This window comes from Sanguibacter antarcticus (assembly GCF_002564005.1).
In the GTDB taxonomy this organism is placed as follows: domain Bacteria; phylum Actinomycetota; class Actinomycetes; order Actinomycetales; family Cellulomonadaceae; genus Sanguibacter; species Sanguibacter antarcticus.
In genome coordinates, this window is record NZ_PDJG01000001.1 from 1,323,069 (window position 1) to 1,344,099 (window position 21,031).

Genomic DNA, 21,031 nt, shown 5'->3' on the forward strand with positions numbered 1-21,031 from the left:
CACAGTATCCACGACTCCGCTGAAGAGAAGGCTGAAAACCCTCTCATCAGCGAAAGTCTCGTGAAGAAGTTCGAACCTGCAACGACAACGGCGCAAGATGCTCGGCGACGAGGTTGGTGGCGCCGTCCGCGCGTTCGATGCGTCCACGGACCACGAGCGCGGCCGACGTGCGTGCCACCCGGCGGAACCGTTGCCACAACCCCGGTGAGCAGATGACGTTGAGCATGCCCGTCTCGTCTTCGATCGACAAGAACGTCACGCCGCGCGCCGTACCCGGCCGCTGCCGGTGGGTGACGACCCCGGCGACGGCGACCCGGCGCCCGTCCTCGTGCGTGAAGACCGCGTCGACCGTGAGGACGCCTGCGGCGACGAGGCTCGGCCGCACGTACTGCGTCGGGTAGGAGTCCACGCTCACGCCGGTCGCCCAGACGTCGGCGACCGCGGTCTCGATCTCGCTCATGCCCGGGAGCGTCGGGGCAGACACCCCGACCGAGACCCCGGGCAGAGTGCCCGGCTGCTCTTGGGCGAGCGCGCCGGCAGCCCACAACGCCTCCCGGCGATCGACCCCGAGACAGTCGAGCGCACCGGCCGTGGCCAGCGCCTCGAGCTGTGCCGTGGTCAGGCGCACCCTGCGGGCGAGGTCGCGCAGGTCGATGAACGGTCCACCGCTGGTCCGTTCGTCGACGAGGCGCCGGGCCACGTCGGCGCCCACGCTGCGCACCGACGCGAGGCCCATGCGCACGGCGAGCACCCCGCCCGCCGGAGCAGGCGGGTCCGCCCGCTCCGGTGCGTGCCCCCGGTCCGGGCCTGCGACGCGCTCCAGGCCTGCTTCGACACCGGACGCCGCGACGTCGGGCCGCAGCACCGTGACGCCGCGACGCCGCGCGTCGGCGACCAAGGACTGCGGGGAGTAGAAGCCCATGGGCTGCGCTGCCAGGAGACCTGCATAGAACGCCGCCGGGTGCCGCACCTTGAGCCACGCGCTCGCGTAGACGAGGTAGGCGAAGGAGTAGGCGTGCGACTCGGGGAAGCCGAAGTCGGCGAAGGCCTTGAGCTTGTCGAAGATCTGCTCGCCGGTCACGGTGCTGATGCCGTTCGCGGCCATGCCGTCGAGCAGCCTGTCGTGGAGGGCTTCCATGCGCTCGGTCGAGCGCTTCGACCCCATCGCACGCCGCAGCTGGTCTGCCTCGGTCGGGGTGAAGCCGGCGACGTCGATCGCCATCTGCATGAGCTGCTCCTGGAAGAGCGGCACGCCGAGCGTCTTGGCGAGGGACTTCTCGAGCAGCGGGTGGAGATAGGTGACCTTCTCTCGTCCGCGAGCGCGGTTGATGTAGGGGTGCACCGAACCGCCCTGGATGGGGCCGGGACGGATGAGGGCGACCTCGATGACGATGTCGTAGAAGGTTCGGGGTTGCAGGCGGGGCAGCGTGGACATCTGGGCGCGCGACTCCACCTGGAACACCCCGATGGTGTCGGCGGCGCACAGGAGGTCGTAGACGGCCGGGTCGTCCTCGGGGAGCCCGTGGAGGGTGAGCGTGACCCCTTCGTGCTCCTCGACGAGGTCGAAGCCGATCCGCAGGGCGGTGAGCATGCCGAGGCCGAGGAGGTCGAACTTCACGAGCCCGGCGTCGGCACAGTCTTCCTTGTCCCACTGCAGGACGGTGCGTCCGGGCATGCGCGCCCACTCGACGGGGCACACCTCGATGACGGGGCGGTCGCACATGACCATGCCGCCGGAGTGGATGCCCAGGTGCCGTGGGAGGCGCAGGAGCTGCTCGGCGAGGTCGACGACGGGGTCGGGGATGCCGTCGACGTCGCCGCCCTGGGTCTCGGGCGGGAGCGGCCACATGCCGTCGCGGGCCTGCGAGCGGTCGCCGCGCGCGGTCGGGATCCCGGGCGGCAGTGCTGCCGGGTGGGCAGGTTCGGGCGTGTCGGTCGGGCGCAGCGAGCCCCACCGTTCGATGCGCTTGCTCCAGGCGTCCTGCTGACCGACGTCGTAGCCGAGGGCTCGTGCTGCGTCCCGGACGGCTGACCGTGGTCGGTAGGAGATGATGTTGGCGACCTGTGCTGCGTGCGTGCGCCCGAACGTCGTGTAGACGTGCTGGATGACTTCTTCGCGACGGCCGGACTCGATGTCGACGTCGATGTCGGGCGGTCCGTCGCGCTCGGGTGCGAGGAAGCGCTCGAAGAGCAGTCCGTGGCGGACGGCGTCGACCGCGGTGATCCCTAACGCGTAGCAGACGGCCGAGTTGGCTGCCGACCCTCGGCCTTGGGCGAGGATGCGGTGGGTGCGGCAGAACTCCACGAGGTCGAAGACGATGAGGAAGTACCCGGGGAAGTCGAGGTTCTCGATGACCGTGAGCTCGTGGTCGATCTGGGCGTAGGCGCCGGGGATGCGTTCCGCGCCGCGGGGACCGTAGCGGTCGAGCGCCCCGCGCGCGACGAGCTCGCGCAGCCAGGTCGCCTCCGTGTGCCCGGCGGGCACCGGGTAGGGCGGGAGGTTCGGGGCGACGAGCGCGAGGTCGAACGCGCACTCGGCGGCGAGCGCTGCCGCCGCCGGCACCGCCTGCGGGTGACGACGGTGGCGGGCGAGCATCTCGGCGGCAGAGCGCAGGTGGGCGGTGGGCGCGGCGGGCAGCCAGCCGTCCATGTCGTCGAGGGAGGACCGGGCGCGGATGGCCGCGAGCGCTGCGGCGAGGTTCGCGTCCCGGGGGTGGGCGTAGTGGGCTCCGGTCGTGGCGACGTACGGCAGGCCGGTCGCCTGGGCGAGGTCGACGAGGAGGTCGTTGCGCTCGCCGTCGAAGGGGTCGCCGGTGTCGGTGAGCTCGACGGCCACGTTGTCGTGGCCGAAGGTCGCGACGAGCCGGTCGAGCTCGGTGCGGGCTGCGTCCGGGTCCCAGGAGGACCGGCCGCCTCCCAGTGCTTGGCGCACGGCGCCCTTGCGGCAGCCTGTGAGGACGAGCCACTCCCCGGCGGCCTCCTCTCCGAGGTGCTCCAGGGTGTAGTCCGCTGCTCCTTTGTGGCCGGTGGCGAGGTGTGCGGTGGCGATCGCTCTCGAGAGGTTGCGGTAGCCCTGGGGTCCGCGGGCCAGGACGAGCAGGTGCGAGGCGCGCGGGTCGGGGACGCCCGTGGGGGCGTCGAGGACTCCGTCGGGGCCGGGCAGGTGGAGCTCGGCACCGAACACGGTGGGGAGCCCCACCGTGCGTGCGGCCTCGGCGAAGCGGACGACGCCGTACAGACCGTCGTGGTCGGTGATCGCGAGCGCGGAGAGACCGAGGCGCACGGCCTCGGCCGCCATCTGCTCGGGGTGGCACGCGCCGTCGAGAAAGCTGAAGGCGGAGTGCGCGTGCAGCTCTGCGTAGGGCGGCGGTCGCTCAGTCATAGAGCGCCTCGCAGGTCCATCGGCCCCCGGTGCACGCGAGCAGGAGGGCGTCGCCGTCGTCGAGCATCGCCTGGAGGTACACCCTGCGCTGGGGCGTGGCGGTCCACCAGCGTTCCGCGACCGGCCACGGGCCGGCCCAGCCGCTGACGCGGTGAGTGCCGTCCTCGGTGACGATCACGGTGGGCTCCCCGCTCAGGGTCAGCCGCACGCTGACGCCGACGCTCTGCCCGGTCGCGTCGAGGACCTGCACGGGGGCGGGGTCGGTGAGGACGGTCGCGGGTGCCGGGTCGGGGAGCCGGCCGGGCCAGGGCCGGTCGACGGGTCGCGCGGCGGCGTCGGCGTCCCCCCAGGGGACGAGGTGCACCTGGTCGACGAGGCCGCGACCGCCCTGGATGCTCGCGCTGAGCACCGCGTCGCCGCCGAGAAGGCCTTGGACGCGCTCGGTGACGCGACGCGCCCGCAGGTCGTGACCGCTCGCGGCGCCCCACAGCCGGCCCTGCTGCGAGCCGGCGGGGGCGATGTCCTCGGCCGTGATCCCGAGCCGGACGAGCGCGGCGGGCTCCGGGTCGTCGTCGTCCCCGGTGAGGCGTGCGGCGGACAGCCATCCTTCGAGCTGCCAGCGCACGCGGTCGGTGATGCGGGCGGCGGAGAGCCCGCCGAGGGCGCCGTCGTCGGTGCGCCAGGTCCGGACGAGGTCGGTGCCCGACTCGGTGCGGGCGGTGATCCGGATGCGTCCGCACGTCACGGAGCGTTCGAGGACGAGCGCGTAGAGCTCTTCGGCGAGCGAACGAGCGGCGAAGGTCGCGATGTCGACGCGCTCGGCCGGCGGGTCGAGGACGCACCCCACCTCGATGTCCGCCTCGATGCGCCGACGTGCCGGTGGACGCAGGTCGGCGCCGCGAGCGAGCCGGTGCGCCCAGCGCCCCTGGGCACCGAAGCGTGTGTGGACGTCCGCCTCGGCGAGCGCCGCGAGGTCGCCCAGGGTGTGCAGACCGAGCCGCCCCCACAGGTCGACGAGCCCGCGGACCTCTGCCACGGCCTGGGGCGTCGTCGAGGCGTGGAGCAGCGCCTCGAGCGGGTGCGGGGCGAGGTAGCCGACCGACGTTCCTGGCGGCAGGATCTGCGAGGTCCGTGCCGCGAGGAGGGCCGCGAGGATCCCGTCGGCGATCCCCACCTGGCACTCGTGCCCGGTGCGCTCGGCGATCGTCTCCACGAGACGCCTCGCGAGGTTCTCCTCCGACCCGTGATACCTGCTCGCGCCTGCGGCAGGCAGCAGGACGAGACCAGGACGGGCGATCTCCAGCCCCGCCACGAGGGTCTCCACCGCCACGGCGACAGGCTCGAACTCCCGGGTGTCGCGCCCCTCGTCGACAGGCAGCAGCTCCACGCCGGGGCAGCACTCCTGAGCGGCCCGCAGACGCATGCCTCGGCGAACTCCCTGGGCGCGTGCGAGCGCCGAGACCGCCGTGACGCGACGACCGTCCTGGACCGCCGACGGGGTGCCTGCCGAGACGTCGTCCGCCCGCATCGCAGCCAGCACGGGCCAGTCCGGGACCCAGACGACAGCGGTCCGGTGCGCAGTGTCCACCACGCCTCAGCCCACCCTCGCGAGACGCGGCGGGGCCTGCGGGCGCGGCGCGGCCTGCGGGCGCGGCGCACCGCCCGCGGGGAGCCACACATCCTGCTGCTGACGGCTCCCGGCGCTCCCTCGGCCGGTGCGGGTCACGGTGAGCTGCCGCGAGAGCAGCCGGCCGTGCCCCGCACCGAGGCCTGACCACCGGCTGCGCTCGGCGGTCAGGACGAGGTGCGCGCCAGGCCACGGGGTCGTGGCGAGGATGATGCTCGCGCGCTCGCGGGCACGGGAGGTGAGCCGTCGTCTGTCCGTGTCGAGCAGGACCGTCCGCGGGCCGACGACGACGACGTCCATGCCGTCGAGCAGCGCCGCGACCGCTGTGGCTGATTCCGTGCCGGGGTGCGGCACGAGGACGAGCCGGTCGAGGTCGATGCCTGCCTCCGCGACGGCGAGCAGACCGATGCCGGGGGCTCCGACGACGGCGACCCACGAACCTGCCCGGGAGGCCTCGCCGAGGAGCGCCAGCACGAGGGACGTCGAGCCGGTGACCACCGCGGCGCTCCCCCGTCGCAGCCCGCCGGGGACCAGCCCGGAGAGCTCCGCCGGGACGGGCAGCGCGGGCCGTTCGTCGCTGGTCAGCGTCGTGGCCGGGCCGAGAGACGTCGTGGCCGGGCCGAGCGGCGAGAGGTCGGGAGCGGGTGCGTGCTCGGGCACAGACGGCCTGCTCGTCCGTGAAGGGGTCTCGGACGGGGAGATCATGCTCAGGGTCCGCGCACCGGTGGCCTCTTCGGCTCGGCGGAGCGCGGCGCGTGCTCGGGCGGCCCTGCTCGCGGGGTCGTCGACGACGGGCTGGGCGGACATCGCGCGCCTCCTTTCTCGCTCGGTTCGTCGACTGCGTCCGCCCATGCGTTCGAACACTTGTTCGAACACACGATACGTCACCCGACAGAGGCGTCGACCGCGCTCGGCGAAGGTTCACCCGGTCGACGGAACGAGGCGCAGCCCGATCCCGACAGAGCGCTTCCCAGCAGGCGTACGATTGATGAATCCATCAAGTCATCAACGGAACGGCTCTCATGCCACTGCACGCCCTCGGCGTCGACACCCCGCTCAACGAGCTCAAGGCGGAGCTGTTCAAAGCCCTCGCCCACCCCGTGCGCGTCCGCGCGCTCGAGCTCCTCGCCACAGGCCCCCACGCCGTCGCAGACATGCTCGTCGCGACCGGCATGGAAGCCTCGCACCTCTCCCAGCACCTGTCCGTGCTGCGCCGCTCCGGCCTCGTCACCGCACAGCGCGAAGGCAACACCGTGACCTACCGGCTCGCCAACCCCGAGGTCGCGAACCTCCTCGTCGTCGCCCGCACCGTCCTCGTCCAAGCGCTCAGCACCAGCAACGACGCGCTCACCGAGCTCCTCCACCAAGACGACGACCGCCCCAGCAGCACCCAGCAGAACGGCGGTGCGCTGTGAACCAGGACTGGCAGCTCGCCCGCACCCGCCTCGCGGCGCGCACCCTCCCCCGCCGCAGCGACTACGCAGGCCTGCGCCGCTCGTGGCGCGGCGACCTGATCGCCGGAGTGACCGTCTCCGTCGTCGCCCTCCCGCTCGCGCTCGGCTTCGGCGTCACCTCAGGCGTCGGCGCGAGGGCCGGGATCATCACCGCCATCGTCGCCGGGATCGTCGCCGGGTTCTTCGGCGGGTCCAACCTCCAGGTCTCCGGCCCCACCGGCGCCATGACCGTCGTCCTCGTCCCCGTCGTCGCCCAGTACGGCCCCAGCTCCGTCGTCGTCGTCTCCATCATGGCCGGCATCGTCGTCGTCGCCGTCGGGCTCCTCGGGATGGGACGCCTCGTCAACTACATCCCCTGGCCCGTCGTCGAAGGCTTCACCTTCGGCATCGGCGCGATCATCTTCCTCCAGCAGGTCCCCCTCGCCCTCGACACCACCGCGGCCGCCGGAGAGAACACCGCCGTCGTCGCCGTCCGCACCCTCGCCGCGACCGCCTGGCCAGACGCCCTGCCCGCCCTGGGCGTCGTCCTCCTCGTCATCGCCACCATGCTCCTCATCACCCGGGTCCGGCGCACCCTGCCCGCCTCGCTCTTCGCGATCGTCGCCGCCACGATCGTCGCCCACGTCGCGCACCTCGACGTCCGCACCATCGGGGCGCTCCCCGCCATCCTCAACGCACCCCACCTCCCGAGCACCGACCTCGAGACCGTCCGGTCCCTGGTCTCCGCCGCCCTCGCCGTCGCCGCCCTCGCCGCCCTCGAGAGCCTGCTCTCCGCCCAGGTCGCCGACGGGATGGCAGACGACATCCCCCGCACCCAACCCAACCGCGAGCTCGTCGGCCAAGGCCTGGCCAACATCGCGAGCGGCCTCTTCGGCGGCATGCCCGCCACCGGCGCCATCGCCCGGACCGCCGTCAACCTGCGCTCCGGCGCACACACCCGCGTCGCAGCGATCACGCACGCTGTCGCGCTCGCCGCCATCGTCCTCGCCGCCGCACCCCTCGTCGCACAGATCCCCTTGAGCGCGCTCGCGGGCGTGCTCATCGTCACCGCGCTGCGCATGATCGACCTGCGCACGGCACGCTCGATCCTGCGCTCCACCCGGTCCGACGGGCTCGTGTTCGCGCTCACAGCGTTCGCCACGATGGCGTTCGACCTCATCACGGCAGTCGGTCTCGGTGTGCTCGCGGCGATCCTCCTCGCCCTGCGAGCGCTCGCGCGGGCGAGCCACCTCGACCGGGTGCCGGTCCACGACACCGAGGTGAGCACCGAGGACGAGCACCAGCTCCTCAGCGAGCACATCGCCGTGTACCGGATCGACGGGGCGCTCTTCTTCGCGGACGCCCGACGGTTCCTCGACGAGCTGCTCGAGGTGACCGACGTCCACGTGGTCATCCTGCGGCTGAAGAACGTCACGATGCTCGACGCGAGCGGGGCGAACGCCCTCTCCCAGCTCGTGCAAGACCTCGCACGCCACCACGTCGCCGTCCTCGTCAAGGGACTGCGGCCCGAGCACCGGCACGTCATGGCCTCGGTCGGGGTCCTGGCGGAGCTCGAGCGCCGCAACCACCTGTTCGTCGACCTCGATACGGCGATCGAGCACGCCCGCAAGCACGTCCGCCGTGCGCAGGCAGCCATCGACACCGCATGATGGGTGGCATGGAACTCACCCGGCCCGTGCCTCCCGACCCGTACTCGCTCCTGCCGCAGGTCCCCTCCTTCACCCTCACGAGCACCGATCTCACCGACGGCGCCCCGCTCGACCCGCAGTTCTCCCAGGCCGGCGACAACGCCTCGCCGCACCTGGCCTGGTCTGGTTTCCCGGAAGGCACCCAGTCCTTCCTCCTCAACGTGTTCGATCCCGACGCCCCGACGCCTGCCGGCTGGTGGCACTGGACCGTCGTCGACCTGCCGACGGACGTCACCGAGCTCGAGCTCGGTGACGGCTCGAGCGACCTCATGCTCCCGGGCGCGGCGTTCCACGTGCGCAACGACGGCGGCGAGTACGACTACTCCGGAGCGGCCCCGCCGCGCGGCGACCGCGCGCACCGGTACGTCTTCGCGGTCCACGCGCTCGACGTCGACACGCTCGACGCCGACCCGGACGACGGCGCCACCCTCGTGGCGTTCAAGGCGGTCTTCCACACCATCGCGCGAGCGACGCTGACGGCGACGTTCCAGCTGAGCTAGCCTGCCCGGATGGCAGAGCATCCTTCCCCGCCCGCTCCAGCAGCGCCGCCACGGCTCGGCACCGTCACATGGGTCCGCGCCGTCGACCACCCCGAGCTCCTCGCGGGGCCGGTGCACGCCGCGCTGCTGGAGTGGGCTCACCACGACCCGTCGGTGAGCGATCAGGTGCACGTCGCCGAGATCGACCCGACCGTCTCCGACACCGCGGCGATGAGCGAGCAGTACGACATCCCCATGCACGCCTCGGTCAACTGTGTCCTCGTCGCCGGCAAGAGGGAAGGCGTCGAGCGCACCGCGGCCGCTGCCGTCCGCGCCTCGACGCGCGCGGACGTCAACGGCACCATCAAGCGCCTGCTCGACGTCCGCAAGGCGTCCTTCGTGCCGACCGAGCGTGCGGTCGACGAGTCCGGCATGGAGTACGGCGGCATCACGCCCATCGGCCTGCCGTCGGGCTGGCTCGTGCTCCTCGACGCGGCCGCTCGCGACGGATGGATCGTCATCGGCTCCGGGGTGCGCCGGTCGAAGATCGCTCTCCCCGGCGATCTGCTCGCGACCCTGCGCGGCGTCCAGGTCGTCGAGGACCTCGCCCGATGATCACCACACGCGTCGCGTCGCGTGCCGACGCCCCAGCCTTGGCAGCGCTCGCTGCGCGGACGTTCCCGCTCGCCTGCCCGCCGGGCACGAACCCTGACGACATCGCCGAGTTCCTCGCCACGGTGCTCTCCGCCGACGGCTTCACCGTGTTCCTCACCGACCCGACGCACACGATCCTCGTCGCCGACGAGAGGTCCGCCGTCGGTCCGGTCGCGTACGCCATGCTCGTGGCCGGCGAGATCGCAGACCCCGAGGTCGCTGTGTCCGTCACGGCTGCCGCGCCGCTCATGCTCAGCAAGTTCTACGCGCTGCCGGCTCAGCACGGTGGCGGTGCGGCGCACACCCTCATGGACGCGGTCGTCGCCCACGCGGTGCACCACGGCGCCGACGTGCTCTGGCTCGGTGTCAACGAGCACAACGCGCGGGCTCGCCGCTTCTACGAGAAGTCAGGGTTCGAGGTCGTGGGCTCCAAGCACTTCCGTCTGGGCTCCCAGGTGCACGACGACTTCGTCATGGTCCGGCAGGTCGCTCCCGCCGGGTAGGACCGCAGCGGGCGGGCCGGGTGCAGCGGTCAGACGTGGCGGGCGCGCAGCCCGTCGACGAACACGCTGAGACCGAATCCGAAGCGTGCGGTCGCCCCCGCGAGCTCGTGCGGCGCAGGGGCGCTCGTAGCAGCAAGCGCCCCGGCGCCGTCGGGGTCCGCGCCGAGTACCTCGGGGACGGCCGACTGCTCGTCGGCAGTGTTGCCGAGCACGTAGTGCAGGAGCGTCAGGGCGGCGAGCTGGGACTCTGCGGGCGTGAACCCTGCGTCGGTGAGCACCCCAGCCATGAGGGCCATCGTCGTGCTGCGGCCGGTCCGGGGCGGGTAGGCCGTCGCGACGAGCTGGGCACCGTCGCGGTGCGCGAGAAGAGCCGCGCGCAGGCGGTGCGCGAGCTCGTTGATCCGGGTGTCCCAGTCCCCCATCGGTAGGCCTGCCTCGATGCCGTCGAGGATCTCGTCGGCTAGCGCGACGAGGAGCGCGTGCTTGTTCGCGACGTGCCAGTAGAGGGCACCGGCCTGGATGCCCAACGATGCTGCGAGCCGACGCATGGTCAGTGCGGCGAGGCCGTGCTCGTCGAGGAGCACGAGGGCGCTGCGCAGGATCTCCTGCTGGGTGAGGGCCACCGGCTTCCTCTCTGAGACGGGTCGGTGCCCCGAGGATCCGGTCGGCACGACGCCCGACGGTACCTCACGAGAACCCACTCCTTGAACACCGTTCAGCCGAGGAGCTGTGCGCTGGCGCCTCGCCCCTGCGACCTTGCACACATCTCGCACGCGCACAGCACCCCGATCACGACCACGCTGATACCTTTGCGCCGGACGTTGACATCTCTCGTGTCACCAGCAGCACACGCAGTACACGCATCGCAGGGGGCAAGGAGGGTTCCATGGCGAGGATTCAGATCACCGTGTGCGACAGGTGCGGCTCCCTCGAGCGCCTCGTCACCCAGTACGACGTCACGCACGCCAACCGCACCGTGACCGTCGACCTCTGCAGCGAGCACGGTCTCCCGCTCGACGCGATCATGAACCTCGTCGCAGACGCCCCTCTGCGGGAAGCTGCCGCAGAGACGAACGTCACCACCCTCGAAGACCACAGGCGGCGGCCGGACGGCAAGTAGCGACGCAGACGGCAGCCGCTCCGATACTGTCGAGCCATGACCTCGTCGGCTCCCGCCACCTCCTTTCGTGGTCTGCCCCCGGCAGTCTGGCTGCGTGCGCACCCGCTCGTCGCCGACGCTCTGCTCGCTCTCGCGCTCCTCGCCCTGGTGGTCGGGGTGCGTCACGACGAGGGCCACGTCCCGGACGAGATCACGCGGATGGCGGTCGTGCTCGGGGGCGCGGTGCTCGTGGTCCGCCGTCGCTACCCGGTAGCGGTCTGGGCGGTCACGCTCGGGCTCGCCGTCCTGGGTCTGATCTCTGCGCAGGGGACGACGCCGGTCGTGCTGCCGTTGATGGTCGGGCTCTACACGCTCGCGTCTTTGCGTCCGCGACGCGTCGGTGTGCTCGCCGCTGGGCTCACCGCGGCGGTGCTCGTGGTGACCGTCGTGCTCGCGCTCGGATCGGCGTGGGCGAGCCCCGAGCCGTGGGCCGCTCTCGCCTGGAGCGGCATGCCGGCCGCGATCGGCGACGCCGTGCGCTCCCAGCGTGCGATCGTCGCTGCCGCACAGGAACGTGCGATCCGTGCGGAAGACACACGCGAGGAGGAGGCCCAGCGGCGTGTGGCCGAAGAACGGCTGCGCATCGCCCGCGAGCTGCACGACGTGGTCGCGCACCATATCGCGGTCATCACCGTCCAGGCGGGCGTCGCCAGCCACCTCCTCGACAGCGACGCGGCCCAGGCTCGCGAGTCGCTCGACCATGTCCGCAGCGCCGGCCAGACGGTCTTGCGCGAGATGTCGACGATCCTCGGCGTACTCCGCGAGAGCCCTGACGAGGACCGTCGTCCGGCGCCCGGTCTCGCCGGTGTGGACGAGCTCGTCGTCGACGCGCGGCACGCAGGGCTCGCGGTCACGCTGCGGGTCTCCGGGACGCCGTCCGACCTGGCTCCGGTAGTCGATCTCGCCGCGCACCGGCTCGTGCAGGAGTCGTTGAGCAACGCCCGCAAGCACGGGAGCGGGAGCGCCGTCCTCTCCGTCGCGCACACCGCCGAGCTCGTCACGATCGACGTCACGAACCCCGTCCGTGCTGACCAGCCGGTGTCCACACCCGGATACGGGCTGGTCGGTATGCAAGAGCGGGTGTCGACAGCCGGCGGGCTCCTCACGTTCGGGCCGGCGCAGGACGGCACCTTTCGGGTGCACGCCGAGCTGCCCGCCGCCCCGGACCACGAGCGGACCGCGTCGTGACGATCCGCGTCCTGCTCGCTGACGACCAGGCCCTCATCCGAGCGGGGTTCGCCGCCCTCGTCGGCTCGGCAGACGACCTGGAGGTGGTCGGCCAGGCCGTCGACGGTACCCAGGCTGTCGCCCTCGCGCACGAGACGCACCCCCACGTCATCCTCATGGACATCCGCATGCCCGGCACCGACGGGCTCTCGGCGACAGAGCTGATCACCACCGACCCTCGTCTCAGCGATGTCCGCGTGCTCGTCCTGACGACCTTCGAGTCCGACGACACCGTCGTGGCGGCGCTGCGTGCCGGCGCGAGCGGGTTCCTCGGCAAGGGCGTGGAACCGGTAGCGCTGCTCGACGCGATCCGCGTCGTCGCGGCCGGCGAGTCGCTGCTCTCTCCGTCGGCGACGAAGAGCCTTATCGCGCGGATGCTCGCGACGCCTGCCGGTCCGAGCGCAGGTCCGGGCACGCTCGACCTGCTGACCGACCGCGAGAGCGAGGTCGTCGGGCTCGTCGCACAAGGGCTGAGCAACGACGAGATCGCGACGCAGCTCTTCGTGTCACCGTCGACCGCCAAGACGCACGTCAACCGGGCGATGACGAAGCTCGGTGCACGCGACCGCGCCCAGCTCGTCGTCATGGCGTACCAGTCGGGGCTCGTCCAGCCCTAGCGACCGTGGAGCGCACCCGGCAACTCCAGGGGCCTCGTCTGCGCGACGTACCGCATCTGCGGTACGCGCCAGGTGTCTGCGCTGGGACGACGACGTGCAGCACCTGCACCGGGGAGGGTAGGACCACACCCCCGAGAAGGAGCCCCCATGATCGAAGTGCACGAGCTGACGAAGACGTTCGGCGACAACGTCGCTGTCGACAACATCAGCTTCACCGTCCAGCCAGGGATCGTCACCGGTTTCCTCGGCCCGAACGGCGCCGGCAAGTCCACGACGATGCGGATGATCCTCGGTCTCGACCGCCCCACCTCCGGGCACGCGCTGGTCAACGGCCGCAGCTACACCGGCTCTGCAGCACCGATCAGCGAGCTCGGCGCCCTGCTCGACGCCCGCAACGCCGACAAGGCCCGGTCCGCGCGGAACCACCTGCGTGCTCTGGGCGCCACCGTCGGGCTCGGCTCAGACCGGGTCGACGAGGTGCTCGAGGTCGTCGGCCTGACGGACGTCGCCCGGCAGAAGGCCGGGGCGTACTCGCTCGGCATGGGCCAGCGCCTCGGGATCGCCGCCGCGCTGCTCGGCGACCCGAAGGTCGTCATGCTCGACGAGCCCGTGAACGGTCTCGACCCGGACGGCATCCTGTGGATCCGTCACATGCTCAAAGACCTCGCGGCCGAGGGACGCACCGTGCTGCTCTCCTCGCACCTCATGAGCGAGATGGAGCTGACGGCCGAGCACCTCCTCGTCATCGGACGCGGCCGGATCATGGCCGACATGCCCATGCACCAGTTCATCGCGCAAGCGACCGGGAACCACGTGCACGTCGTCTCCCCCGACGGCACGGCGCTGCGCGACCTGCTCGCCGCTCCGGGCGTCGCCGTGGCGTCCGACGCCCCTGGCGTCCTCGACATCGAGGGACTCACCGCCCAGGAGATCGGCACCCGGGCTGCCGCTGCCGGGCTCGTCCTCTTCGAGCTCACCCCGGTCGAGCCCTCCCTCGAGGAGGCCTACATGACCATGACCCGCGACGCCGTCGAGTTCCACGGAACCTCAGCGAGCCCTCACCTCGAGACCGCCAGCGCGCACGCCGCAGACAAGGACGCAGCATGAGCACCGACCTGAAGAGCCCCGACGCACCGAGCACGGCATCACGGCTGTCGACCTGGCACATGCTCCGATCGGAGTGGATCAAGCTCTGGTCGGTCCGGTCGACCACGACCATGCTGCTCGTCGTCGTCGCGATCCTTATCGGGTTCGGCGCCCTCGCCGCAGCCGTCTCGACCGGAGACGTCACGGCCGCAGACGGTGACGGCGGGCCTGGCCGCTTTGCCACCGACCCGTTCTCGCTCGTCATGACCGGCTCGACCTTCGCCGTCCTGCTCGTCGGGACCCTCGGAGCCCTGGTCGGTGCCCGCGAGTTCACCTCCGGCATGATGCGCACCACCGTCTCGGCGGTCCCTCGCCGCCTCGCCCTGCTCGGGGCCAAGGCTGTCGCGCTCACCGTCGCACTCCTGCCTGCCGTCGTCGCAGGCGTCCTCGGCGCGTTCTGGGTCGGCATGACGATCCTGTCCAACGGTGGGGCAGAGACCGTCACGCTCGCCACCGCAGGCTGGGCAGCCGTCGGCACCATCGCCTACCTGCTGGGCGTCGGGCTCCTCGGCCTCTCCCTCGGGTTCCTGTTCCGCAGCATCGCCGGCAGCATCTCGACCATCATCGGCGGGCTGCTCATCCTGCCCGGGATCATCGGCGCTCTCCTGCCCGACAGCTGGAGCCCCCTGCTCAAGTACCTGCCGTCCAACGCGGCCTCGTCCTTCGCCTCGGTCACCGTCCCCACGGACATGCTCAGCGTCGGCGCAGGAGCGGCAGTGTTCGTCGCCTGGCTCGTCGTAGCCCTCAGCGCGGCCGGGTACGTGTTCCGCCGACGTGACGTCTGAACGACGGCCCGGCGCACGCTGAAACGATCTGCGGTCTGCCGCTGACCGCGTGACGGCCAACCACGACGCGACCTACCAGTTCATCTGCGCCAGGCCCACGACACCTCGAGGGACAGATCGTGCCGGGTCGTCGGGATAGTCGCCATCGACGATCCCGACGACCCGGTCGCCACGACGAAGCCTGTCTTTTTTCGCCCACCCTCGTCTTCCACGCCTCGACCCCAAGAATCACCCGTACGGGCGAGGCGGGTCGTGTCATCCGGTGAGGAATCCTCACTGAAGATGATCCGAGGGGGAGACACCATGAGCCAGCACGTGAGTGTCGTGGCACCGCGAGCTGCGTCACTCGGAGCTGCGCTCACAGCGACGCTTGCCGCGATGGGTTGGTCGACTGAGCGATCGTACGATCTCTCCGGGGTGGTCGGAGCCTGCTGTCAGCTGCTGACGGTGCTCGTGGTCGAAGACGACGACGGGTCGGTCCCTGAGACGATCGGCCTCCTGACGACGACCCCTCGTGTGTGCATAGGGTCGAGCCGGGCGCTCCCCCTCTATCTCGCACTAGCCGAGCGCGGTTCTACGGTGCTCAACCGCGATGCCCCCTTCGCGATCCTCATCCATCTCGTTGATGAGGCGTTGCGTGAGAACAGCCCCCGCCCCGGGTCCGCTCCCGTAGACACGACCCCGTTGAGGGATCGAATCATCGAGGCAGACGCGCTTGCACGGCTGACGCCTCAGGAGCTGGCGACCCTCAAGTCGCTCATGGAAGGCGCAACGGCTTCGGAGATTGCCACCCGCTCGTTTCGATCTCTCAACACCGTGCGTAGTCAGATCCGAGCGGTCCTCTGCAAGCTCAGCGTCAGCTCCCAGACTGCCGCCACGGCTCTGGCTGAACGGGTGGGAGGCGTAGCACCCGTACATCACGGACGTGCACGGTTCACCAATATTGGTGATGTGCGATGAAAGATCACCATTGAAGATGAAGGAGTCACACTCGCCAGGCGAGTCAGATCTCGCCTTCTTTATAGGGACCGAGAACATGGCACAAACTGTTGTGGAAGTTGTCAAGATCATTGCCCCGATCGCGCTCGAGGCTCTGGCTAAGTCAGCAGCATCGCTCATGGAGGGAGCCGCCACCCAATCAGCCGTCACGCTGTTGCCTGAGCCACGCACGGTGGCTGACGACGACTCCGGATCGATCATCACGACCGACACATGGCAGTACTGCGAGACCAACTTTGCCAGCCAGTACGGCTATTACTATCAAGGCCTGCGCTCGACGCCGGTCACCGGAGACCTGCCTATCGCCGCGGCCGAAGACATCATCATCTGGGAGCAGAAGAACGGAATCTCTGACATCCAGCACTACCTTCAGGTTGAGTTCAAAGACTCGATCAACAGTGCCGACTCGATCGAACTCGCCAACAACCTCGGATCCTTGTTCCAGGAGCGTTTCGGAGAGGAAGCCCTCAATTGGACGCCATTTTCAAAACGCTATAACTTCCCCGACGGACTCATCGTGGACGTGTACATGGTGACGGCCGCGGCTCGCGACGTCGACAACAACCCTGCCGGCATCGCGAGCTACTGCTTCGTCGCCTACAACCACGTGACGCACTGAGGCCGGTCATGCCTGTCGTCTATCGCGGGATGCTTCCGGACGTCCCTCCTCTCGCTCCGCTTCACGAGGAGAACAACGCGAACGCACTCGGTGTGCGCGTCAACCCGCCGAGCATGGCTCCCGATGTCGAGAGCTACTTGGAGAATGAGGAGCCTTGGGTCAACCCTGTCGACCAGAACGGTGATCCACAAGGCATCTCCGTAGCTACCGGTTCCGGATGCAACCTTCCGGTCCACCGGCGCCCACGAGATGCACCGTGGAACGGCAGCGGCCGAGTCGGCCTCCTGATGTGGGAGCTGGATACGATGCGCCTCGTACCTGCCCACTTGGCGTTGATGCCCGCCCCCTTGCCCGATCAGCCGCATCACGCCGTCATTGGACCTGCTGTGGCGATGTCGCTTGCGACGTACCGTGGTTACATCGCCGCCACCGCAAACGACTGGGCTATCAGCCCAGATCCTGCTGTGGCATGTGCAGCGGCTCTCGGAGGACCAGTCATGATGCAAACCCATCTCGACCGATTGTCCGTCGCGGTAGCGACCGGGGCCGATCCCGCTGACCTCGTCAAAGCTCTGATCGAGGCCAACGCCAGCGGGTTGAGTGCGGCCGAGATCGTCGCTGGCGTGCAAGCACAGGTGCTCAGCGCCGAACACCAGGGCAATTCCGATGGCGCCGAGTCATTGCGTGAGATCCTCGACCGGGTCCACGGATACTGCGCACCCGCCTATCGAATCCCGCTCACCTAGCAAAGTCCTGCTGTGGCTGGCCCCAGGCCGGGCCAGCCACAGCAGGCGCAGTCCGTAGTGATGTAGGTCGAAGAGACAGCTGCATGACTAGGAACCGTCATCTTTTCTTGCAGAAGTTCCGAGCCATCAAAGCCGGTGCGAGACCGGCTCGATCGTCCCTGCCGGGATGGAGGACCGAAGGCTGAGGAAACTGTCCCCGTCGATCATGACAATCGACAGCCCTTTCTGTTGATATTCCATAACCCGAGCTTCCTTGAGACCGTAACTACTGTGCTTCCACCTCTCATTCGGTCGGCACAGGACAAGCACATCAGTCTTCTTGCTCAAGGCTGCACCCACTCGCGCACCGAGCCTGACTGCCATCTGTGCGAGTTCGGCGTGCGTGTAGTCAGGGTGCTTGCCAGTGAAGACAATCACTTTGTCTGCGATCGACTGGATGAACTTCATTGTTGCCTCCTGAATCTCGCTGTTCATGTCAGCGGCCCGGGTGGACCCGCTTATAGAGTTGTTCTTCTGCCGCACACATCTCATGTTCGACCGCTTGTGCAGTATTCTCGTTGTCGATCGTGACTCCCAGCTCGACGTTTGCGTTCTCAGCACTCCAAGAAAAGTTCGCGCTCGTGACTGGAGCCGCGGACCTCCACTACTTGCCCTGGCTCGGGGACTTTCGGTGTCGTGTTCTTGACCTGCGCTGCTTCTTTGACGTCCATTGTCACGAACCGTCAGCCCCTTTGACTTCGCAGCGCTCGACGTCGCTGTCCGTAAACAGACTATCGACCTGACCAGGCCGGGAGTTGAGGCTCGCCGACTCTCAGGAGCACCACACATCCTGCGGTCACGATGGACAGGGCGATCGCCATTTCACCAGGCCTGACCAGGCGTGACACGGCACGCCTCAGCCTCGGGCTAGAACCTCGGCATGACGGCGACGACCTTGGTCGCGATGTCGACAATCGTGCGCGCAGCGGGGATAGCTTCCTTCACGTCCTGGTCTGTCGCGACCGGGCGGTCAGGCGAGGGGTACTCGGAGTCGTTGCGGGTCCTGCGCATCCACGAGAACTCCCGCAGGTCACGCCCCATCGGTGGATCGAGCTGGGCGAGGACGGCCTCCAGGACGACCGCATGCCCACCCTCGCTCCCTCGTGGGCGCAGGCCCTGGTTCGCCAGGATCGCAGTCAGTGCTTTACGCGCACCGTCATAGGCCGCAGTGAAGGCCATCACCTGGTCATCCGTTGCAGCGAGGATCTCAGCGGAGGCGAGGTGCGATCGCGCCTGGTCGAGCATCGCCTCAGCATGTGGGCGATTCGCGTCGACCGTCTCAAGACGTCGCTCAGCGATGAGCGCCTCGATCACGGGGCGGCCCTGCTCCCAGCGGTTCATGAACGGCCGTTCGTCGACGTGCCTGTGGAGTCATGGTCGATGATCGTGACCAGTGGCCGAGACCGGATGGTCACGATGAAGGGGTCTGTCCTGTCGGCCCATGCCTGCGCACTGACACGGGTGATGTTGACATCTAACCGAAGCCGATCGGATGCCTGCTGCGCCACGTCGTGAAGGACGCCACGAGGCGTTTCACCGATCACGAGTACGTCTAGGTCTCGTGGGAAAGGCCCGGGCTCGCCGTTCAGCCGTGCAGCCCAGGATCCGTAGATGATGGCTTGATGGACGCCAGCGATCTCGGTCAAGGCATCTCGCACCACGGGTACCGGGCCATACGTCAGAGTGATCAGCTCGGTGAGCGGACGCAGCAAGGGATAGTCGAGAGCAACTTTGACGTGACGTCCACGCCCAACACGACGAGCAGTGAGGAGCCCCGCCTCGATGAATCGGACGATCTCGCGGTGGACCACCGCGGACTGGGCGCCGGTAGCTCGCTGGAGATCGGCGAACGAGACCTCGTCGTCAGGGCGCAGGAGCAGCTCGGCGAGGAGCTGGCCTACGGTGTCAGAACGTATGATCGGAGCAAGCAAGGAGGGTCCTGTCTTCACAAAACGTGACTCTATCATCACGTTAAGGAGATCCGTTTTCGAGGTGCGGCGTGCTCCGCACCGTTAGCGGATGAGCAAGCCTCTGCGCGTCGCGGGACCACATCCGAGCCGACGGAGTGAGCGCACAGCCGCTGGCCACCGCGAGCTCAGCGATACTCCTGTATCACTGGTGCAACAGCAGTATCTCTACCCGCGTGGGGCCCTGCCGCCACCACCTTTGTAGAATCGGCCCTGCCCCGTCACCGGACACCCCTCCGAGAGGCGATCCCACCCTCGAGAGGTCCCCGGCAATGAGCCTGATCCGGCTGCACGACGTCCACGTCCGGTACGACAACGCCCAGATCCTGCGCGAGGCGTTCTTCCGCCTGGAGCCCGGCGACCGGGTCGGCCTCATCGGCAAGAACGGCTCGGGCAAGACGACGCTTCTCAAGCTCGTGCTCGGCCAGGTGGAGCCCGACTCCGGGACGGTGACGCTCGACCAGGGCATGAAGGTCGGCTACTTCTCGCAGTTCTCCGAGCTCGACGGCGAAGCGACCATCACCGAGGTGCTCGACGCGCTGTTCGTCGAGATCAAGGCGATCGAGGCGGAGCTCGCGTCCATCGACGAGGCCATCGCGGCCGACCCAGACGCTAAGGCCCTAGACGCGCTCGTCCACCGCCAGTCCGAGCTCTTCGAGGACATGGAACGGCTCGACGGCTGGGACTACCACCGCCGCATCGACACCGCACTGACGACCCTCGGCTTCGACGAGGCCCACCGCACGTGCTCCATCGACGAGCTCTCCGGGGGCTGGCGCAACCGCGCCGCTCTCGCGAAGATCATGCTCGAGCGCCCGGACGTCCTCCTGCTCGACGAACCGACGAACTACCTCGACGTCGCCGGGGTCGAGTGGCTCGAGTCGTGGTTCCGCGACTTCCGCGGCGCGGCCATCATCGTGTCGCACGACCGCACGTTCCTCGACGCCGTCATCACGCGCACCGTCGAGGTCGAGAACTTCCACCTCCACGAGTACCCCGGCAACTTTGCCGAGTACGTCACGCAGAAACAGTTCCGGCTCAAGACGCTCGAGTCGCAGTTCGTCCACGAGTCCGAGCTCCTCGCGTTCGAGGCCGAAGGCATCGCCGACCGACGCGAGGCCGCCAAGGCCGCGAGCAAGGGGCTGGGCAACCAGCTCGCCAAGATCAAGAAGTCGCGCGCCCCGCGCCCGGTCGACCAGATCATCACGGAGATCTACGGCGGACTCCACGTCAAGGACGTCTTGTGCCGGGTGGAAGGGCTGAGCAAGGCCTACGGCGACAAGGTCCTCTTCGAGGACCTGAGCTTCGAGATCCGGCGCGGCAACCGGATCGTCGTGCTCGGCGCGAACGGCAGCGGCAAGACGACCCTGCTGCGCGTCCTCACCGGCGAAGAGACCGCTGACTCCGGCGAGGCCGCATGGACCAAGGGCACGTCGACGATCTCGTACAACCAGGTGGTCGACGAGCTCGACCCCGCCGACACCGTGAGCCACGCCGTCAACGCCATGCCAGACAGCCTCGCACTCACCGCGACCCGCAAGTCCGTCAACAGGTTCCTCACGATGTTCCAGTTCTCTGACGCCGACCTCAAGCAGAAGATCGGCAACCTCTCCGGAGGCCAGCGGGCCCGCGTCGCGATGGCCCAGTGCCTGCTCTCCGGGGCGTCTGTCCTCCTGCTCGACGAACCGACCAACCACCTCGACCTGTCGAGCACCCAGGTCATGGAACGTGCACTCGTCCACTTCCCCGGCGCCGTCGTGGTCGTCAGCCACGACCGCTTCTTCACGGACAAGATCGCCAACCGTCACCTCGTCTTCGGCGGCGCTCAGCCGGGCGAGATCGAGGTCCGCGGGGCATAGCCGCACGGCAGAGCGCCCAGCACGCCCCCCCTGCTGGTGGAGGTCACCCACGTCTCGGGACCTAAGACCCAGGCGGCACCA

The 21,031-nt window shown here is 69.3% G+C and carries 21 protein-coding genes; 15 read left to right on the forward strand and 6 right to left on the reverse strand.

All coding sequences use genetic code 11. From position 1 onward, the window contains the following. Window positions 1–46: 46 nt before the first annotated feature. From ATL42_RS05945 to ATL42_RS05955, 3 genes are read right to left on the reverse strand one after another with little or no spacing between them, the layout of a single operon-like run. Window positions 47–3,382: an error-prone DNA polymerase gene (locus ATL42_RS05945; protein WP_098454560.1), complete on the reverse strand. Its 3,336-nt coding sequence runs from the start codon at window positions 3,380–3,382 to the stop codon at window positions 47–49. Beyond that, window positions 3,375–4,970, reverse strand: a complete 1,596-nt coding sequence (locus tag ATL42_RS05950; RefSeq protein WP_342748112.1) for a DNA polymerase Y family protein — start codon at window positions 4,968–4,970, stop codon at window positions 3,375–3,377. Before ATL42_RS05950 ends, ATL42_RS05945 begins: the two co-directional genes overlap by 8 nt. Before the next feature lie 6 nt (window positions 4,971–4,976). Next, on the reverse strand, window positions 4,977–5,816 hold the full coding sequence (locus tag ATL42_RS05955) for a hypothetical protein (RefSeq protein WP_098454561.1): 840 nt from the start codon (window positions 5,814–5,816) through the stop codon (window positions 4,977–4,979). Window positions 5,817–6,031: 215 nt separating this feature from the next. Here ATL42_RS05955 and ATL42_RS05960 point away from each other — a divergent pair, with 215 nt between their 5' ends. From ATL42_RS05960 to ATL42_RS05980, 5 genes are read left to right on the forward strand one after another with little or no spacing between them, the layout of a single operon-like run. Then, window positions 6,032–6,424 (forward strand): ArsR/SmtB family transcription factor, encoded by a 393-nt coding sequence (locus tag ATL42_RS05960; RefSeq protein ID WP_098454562.1) that lies wholly within the window; start codon window positions 6,032–6,034, stop codon window positions 6,422–6,424. Further along, window positions 6,421–8,112, forward strand: a complete 1,692-nt coding sequence (locus ATL42_RS05965) for a SulP family inorganic anion transporter (protein ID WP_098454563.1) — start codon at window positions 6,421–6,423, stop codon at window positions 8,110–8,112. Before ATL42_RS05960 ends, ATL42_RS05965 begins: the two co-directional genes overlap by 4 nt. Window positions 8,113–8,120: 8 nt before the next feature. Continuing rightward, a complete protein-coding gene (locus ATL42_RS05970) occupies window positions 8,121–8,651 on the forward strand; it encodes a YbhB/YbcL family Raf kinase inhibitor-like protein (RefSeq protein WP_098456375.1) in 531 nt (176 codons plus the stop codon). A 9-nt stretch (window positions 8,652–8,660) separates the two neighbouring features. Beyond that, window positions 8,661–9,245: a YbaK/EbsC family protein gene (locus ATL42_RS05975; RefSeq protein ID WP_098454564.1), complete on the forward strand. Its 585-nt coding sequence runs from the start codon at window positions 8,661–8,663 to the stop codon at window positions 9,243–9,245. After that, the gene (locus tag ATL42_RS05980) at window positions 9,242–9,787 is read left to right on the forward strand and encodes a GNAT family N-acetyltransferase (protein WP_098454565.1); all 546 of its coding nucleotides are present in this window, start codon (window positions 9,242–9,244) and stop codon (window positions 9,785–9,787) included. The genes ATL42_RS05975 and ATL42_RS05980 overlap by 4 nt, the downstream gene beginning before the upstream one ends. Window positions 9,788–9,816: 29 nt before the next feature. On the opposite strand, the gene ATL42_RS05985 is transcribed toward ATL42_RS05980, so the two are convergent. After that, on the reverse strand, window positions 9,817–10,410 hold the full coding sequence (locus ATL42_RS05985) for a TetR/AcrR family transcriptional regulator C-terminal domain-containing protein (RefSeq protein ID WP_098454566.1): 594 nt from the start codon (window positions 10,408–10,410) through the stop codon (window positions 9,817–9,819). Between the two features lie 263 nt (window positions 10,411–10,673). On the opposite strand from ATL42_RS05985, the gene ATL42_RS05990 reads away from it, so the two are divergent. The 8 genes from ATL42_RS05990 (at window position 10,674) to ATL42_RS16150 (ending at window position 17,085) form a co-directional block, all read left to right on the forward strand. Then, window positions 10,674–10,907: a hypothetical protein gene (locus ATL42_RS05990; protein ID WP_098454567.1), complete on the forward strand. Its 234-nt coding sequence runs from the start codon at window positions 10,674–10,676 to the stop codon at window positions 10,905–10,907. A gap of 36 nt (window positions 10,908–10,943) precedes the next feature. Then, window positions 10,944–12,134 (forward strand): sensor histidine kinase, encoded by a 1,191-nt coding sequence (locus ATL42_RS05995; protein WP_098454568.1) that lies wholly within the window; start codon window positions 10,944–10,946, stop codon window positions 12,132–12,134. Next, window positions 12,131–12,790: a response regulator gene (locus tag ATL42_RS06000; protein WP_098454569.1), complete on the forward strand. Its 660-nt coding sequence runs from the start codon at window positions 12,131–12,133 to the stop codon at window positions 12,788–12,790. Before ATL42_RS05995 ends, ATL42_RS06000 begins: the two co-directional genes overlap by 4 nt. A 147-nt stretch (window positions 12,791–12,937) precedes the next feature. Then, entirely contained in the window at window positions 12,938–13,897 is a 960-nt protein-coding gene (locus ATL42_RS06005) for an ABC transporter ATP-binding protein (protein WP_098454570.1), read from the forward strand. Next, window positions 13,894–14,721 carry an ABC transporter permease gene (locus tag ATL42_RS06010; protein WP_098454571.1) on the forward strand — a complete coding sequence of 276 codons (828 nt, stop codon included), beginning with the start codon at window positions 13,894–13,896 and terminating at the stop codon, window positions 14,719–14,721. Before ATL42_RS06005 ends, ATL42_RS06010 begins: the two co-directional genes overlap by 4 nt. A gap of 303 nt (window positions 14,722–15,024) precedes the next feature. Further along, entirely contained in the window at window positions 15,025–15,681 is a 657-nt protein-coding gene (locus tag ATL42_RS06015; RefSeq protein WP_169925350.1) for a helix-turn-helix domain-containing protein, read from the forward strand. A 76-nt stretch (window positions 15,682–15,757) separates the two neighbouring features. Next, the gene (locus ATL42_RS06020; RefSeq protein WP_143556702.1) at window positions 15,758–16,339 is read left to right on the forward strand and encodes a hypothetical protein; all 582 of its coding nucleotides are present in this window, start codon (window positions 15,758–15,760) and stop codon (window positions 16,337–16,339) included. A gap of 8 nt (window positions 16,340–16,347) precedes the next feature. Continuing rightward, window positions 16,348–17,085: a Tse2 family ADP-ribosyltransferase toxin gene (locus tag ATL42_RS16150; RefSeq protein WP_143556703.1), complete on the forward strand. Its 738-nt coding sequence runs from the start codon at window positions 16,348–16,350 to the stop codon at window positions 17,083–17,085. Window positions 17,086–17,211: 126 nt separating this feature from the next. Here the strand turns inward: ATL42_RS16150 and ATL42_RS06035 are convergent, their stop codons facing one another. Together ATL42_RS06035 and ATL42_RS06045 are read right to left on the reverse strand one after the other, a co-directional pair. Further along, complete coding sequence (locus ATL42_RS06035) at window positions 17,212–17,532, reverse strand: BRCT domain-containing protein (RefSeq protein ID WP_143556704.1); 321 nt, start codon at window positions 17,530–17,532, stop codon at window positions 17,212–17,214. A gap of 459 nt (window positions 17,533–17,991) precedes the next feature. Then, the gene (locus tag ATL42_RS06045; protein ID WP_098454577.1) at window positions 17,992–18,465 is read right to left on the reverse strand and encodes a HEPN domain-containing protein; all 474 of its coding nucleotides are present in this window, start codon (window positions 18,463–18,465) and stop codon (window positions 17,992–17,994) included. Window positions 18,466–18,746: 281 nt separating this feature from the next. Between ATL42_RS06045 and ATL42_RS16155 the strand changes: the two genes are divergently transcribed. Both ATL42_RS16155 and ATL42_RS06055 read left to right on the forward strand, forming a co-directional pair. Beyond that, window positions 18,747–19,082 carry a hypothetical protein gene (locus tag ATL42_RS16155; protein WP_143556705.1) on the forward strand — a complete coding sequence of 112 codons (336 nt, stop codon included), beginning with the start codon at window positions 18,747–18,749 and terminating at the stop codon, window positions 19,080–19,082. A gap of 281 nt (window positions 19,083–19,363) precedes the next feature. Next, window positions 19,364–20,950, forward strand: coding sequence for an ABC-F family ATP-binding cassette domain-containing protein (locus ATL42_RS06055; RefSeq protein ID WP_098454579.1), 1,587 nt, complete (start codon window positions 19,364–19,366; stop codon window positions 20,948–20,950). The last annotated feature ends 81 nt before the right edge of the window (window positions 20,951–21,031 follow it).

Excerpts from the sequence above, each read along its gene's own strand:
- ATL42_RS06010 (WP_098454571.1), top strand. The coding sequence starts at position 13,894 with ATGAGCACCGACCTGAAGAGCCCCGACGCACCGAGCACGGCATCACGG.
- ATL42_RS06020 (WP_143556702.1), top strand. The coding sequence starts at position 15,758 with ATGGCACAAACTGTTGTGGAAGTTGTCAAGATCATTGCCCCGATCGCG.
- ATL42_RS16155 (WP_143556705.1), top strand. The coding sequence starts at position 18,747 with ATGGACGCCAGCGATCTCGGTCAAGGCATCTCGCACCACGGGTACCGG.
- ATL42_RS06005 (WP_098454570.1), top strand. The coding sequence starts at position 12,938 with ATGATCGAAGTGCACGAGCTGACGAAGACGTTCGGCGACAACGTCGCT.
- ATL42_RS06035 (WP_143556704.1), bottom strand. The coding sequence starts at position 17,532 with ATGAAGTTCATCCAGTCGATCGCAGACAAAGTGATTGTCTTCACTGGC.
- ATL42_RS05970 (WP_098456375.1), top strand. The coding sequence starts at position 8,121 with ATGGAACTCACCCGGCCCGTGCCTCCCGACCCGTACTCGCTCCTGCCG.
- ATL42_RS05960 (WP_098454562.1), top strand. The coding sequence starts at position 6,032 with ATGCCACTGCACGCCCTCGGCGTCGACACCCCGCTCAACGAGCTCAAG.
- ATL42_RS05955 (WP_098454561.1), bottom strand. The coding sequence starts at position 5,816 with ATGTCCGCCCAGCCCGTCGTCGACGACCCCGCGAGCAGGGCCGCCCGA.
- ATL42_RS05945 (WP_098454560.1), bottom strand. The coding sequence starts at position 3,382 with ATGACTGAGCGACCGCCGCCCTACGCAGAGCTGCACGCGCACTCCGCC.
- ATL42_RS06045 (WP_098454577.1), bottom strand. The coding sequence starts at position 18,465 with ATGAACCGCTGGGAGCAGGGCCGCCCCGTGATCGAGGCGCTCATCGCT.
- ATL42_RS05995 (WP_098454568.1), top strand. The coding sequence starts at position 10,944 with ATGACCTCGTCGGCTCCCGCCACCTCCTTTCGTGGTCTGCCCCCGGCA.
- ATL42_RS06055 (WP_098454579.1), top strand. The coding sequence starts at position 19,364 with ATGAGCCTGATCCGGCTGCACGACGTCCACGTCCGGTACGACAACGCC.
- ATL42_RS06015 (WP_169925350.1), top strand. The coding sequence starts at position 15,025 with ATGAGCCAGCACGTGAGTGTCGTGGCACCGCGAGCTGCGTCACTCGGA.
- ATL42_RS05980 (WP_098454565.1), top strand. The coding sequence starts at position 9,242 with ATGATCACCACACGCGTCGCGTCGCGTGCCGACGCCCCAGCCTTGGCA.
- ATL42_RS05975 (WP_098454564.1), top strand. The coding sequence starts at position 8,661 with ATGGCAGAGCATCCTTCCCCGCCCGCTCCAGCAGCGCCGCCACGGCTC.
- ATL42_RS16150 (WP_143556703.1), top strand. The coding sequence starts at position 16,348 with ATGCCTGTCGTCTATCGCGGGATGCTTCCGGACGTCCCTCCTCTCGCT.
- ATL42_RS05990 (WP_098454567.1), top strand. The coding sequence starts at position 10,674 with ATGGCGAGGATTCAGATCACCGTGTGCGACAGGTGCGGCTCCCTCGAG.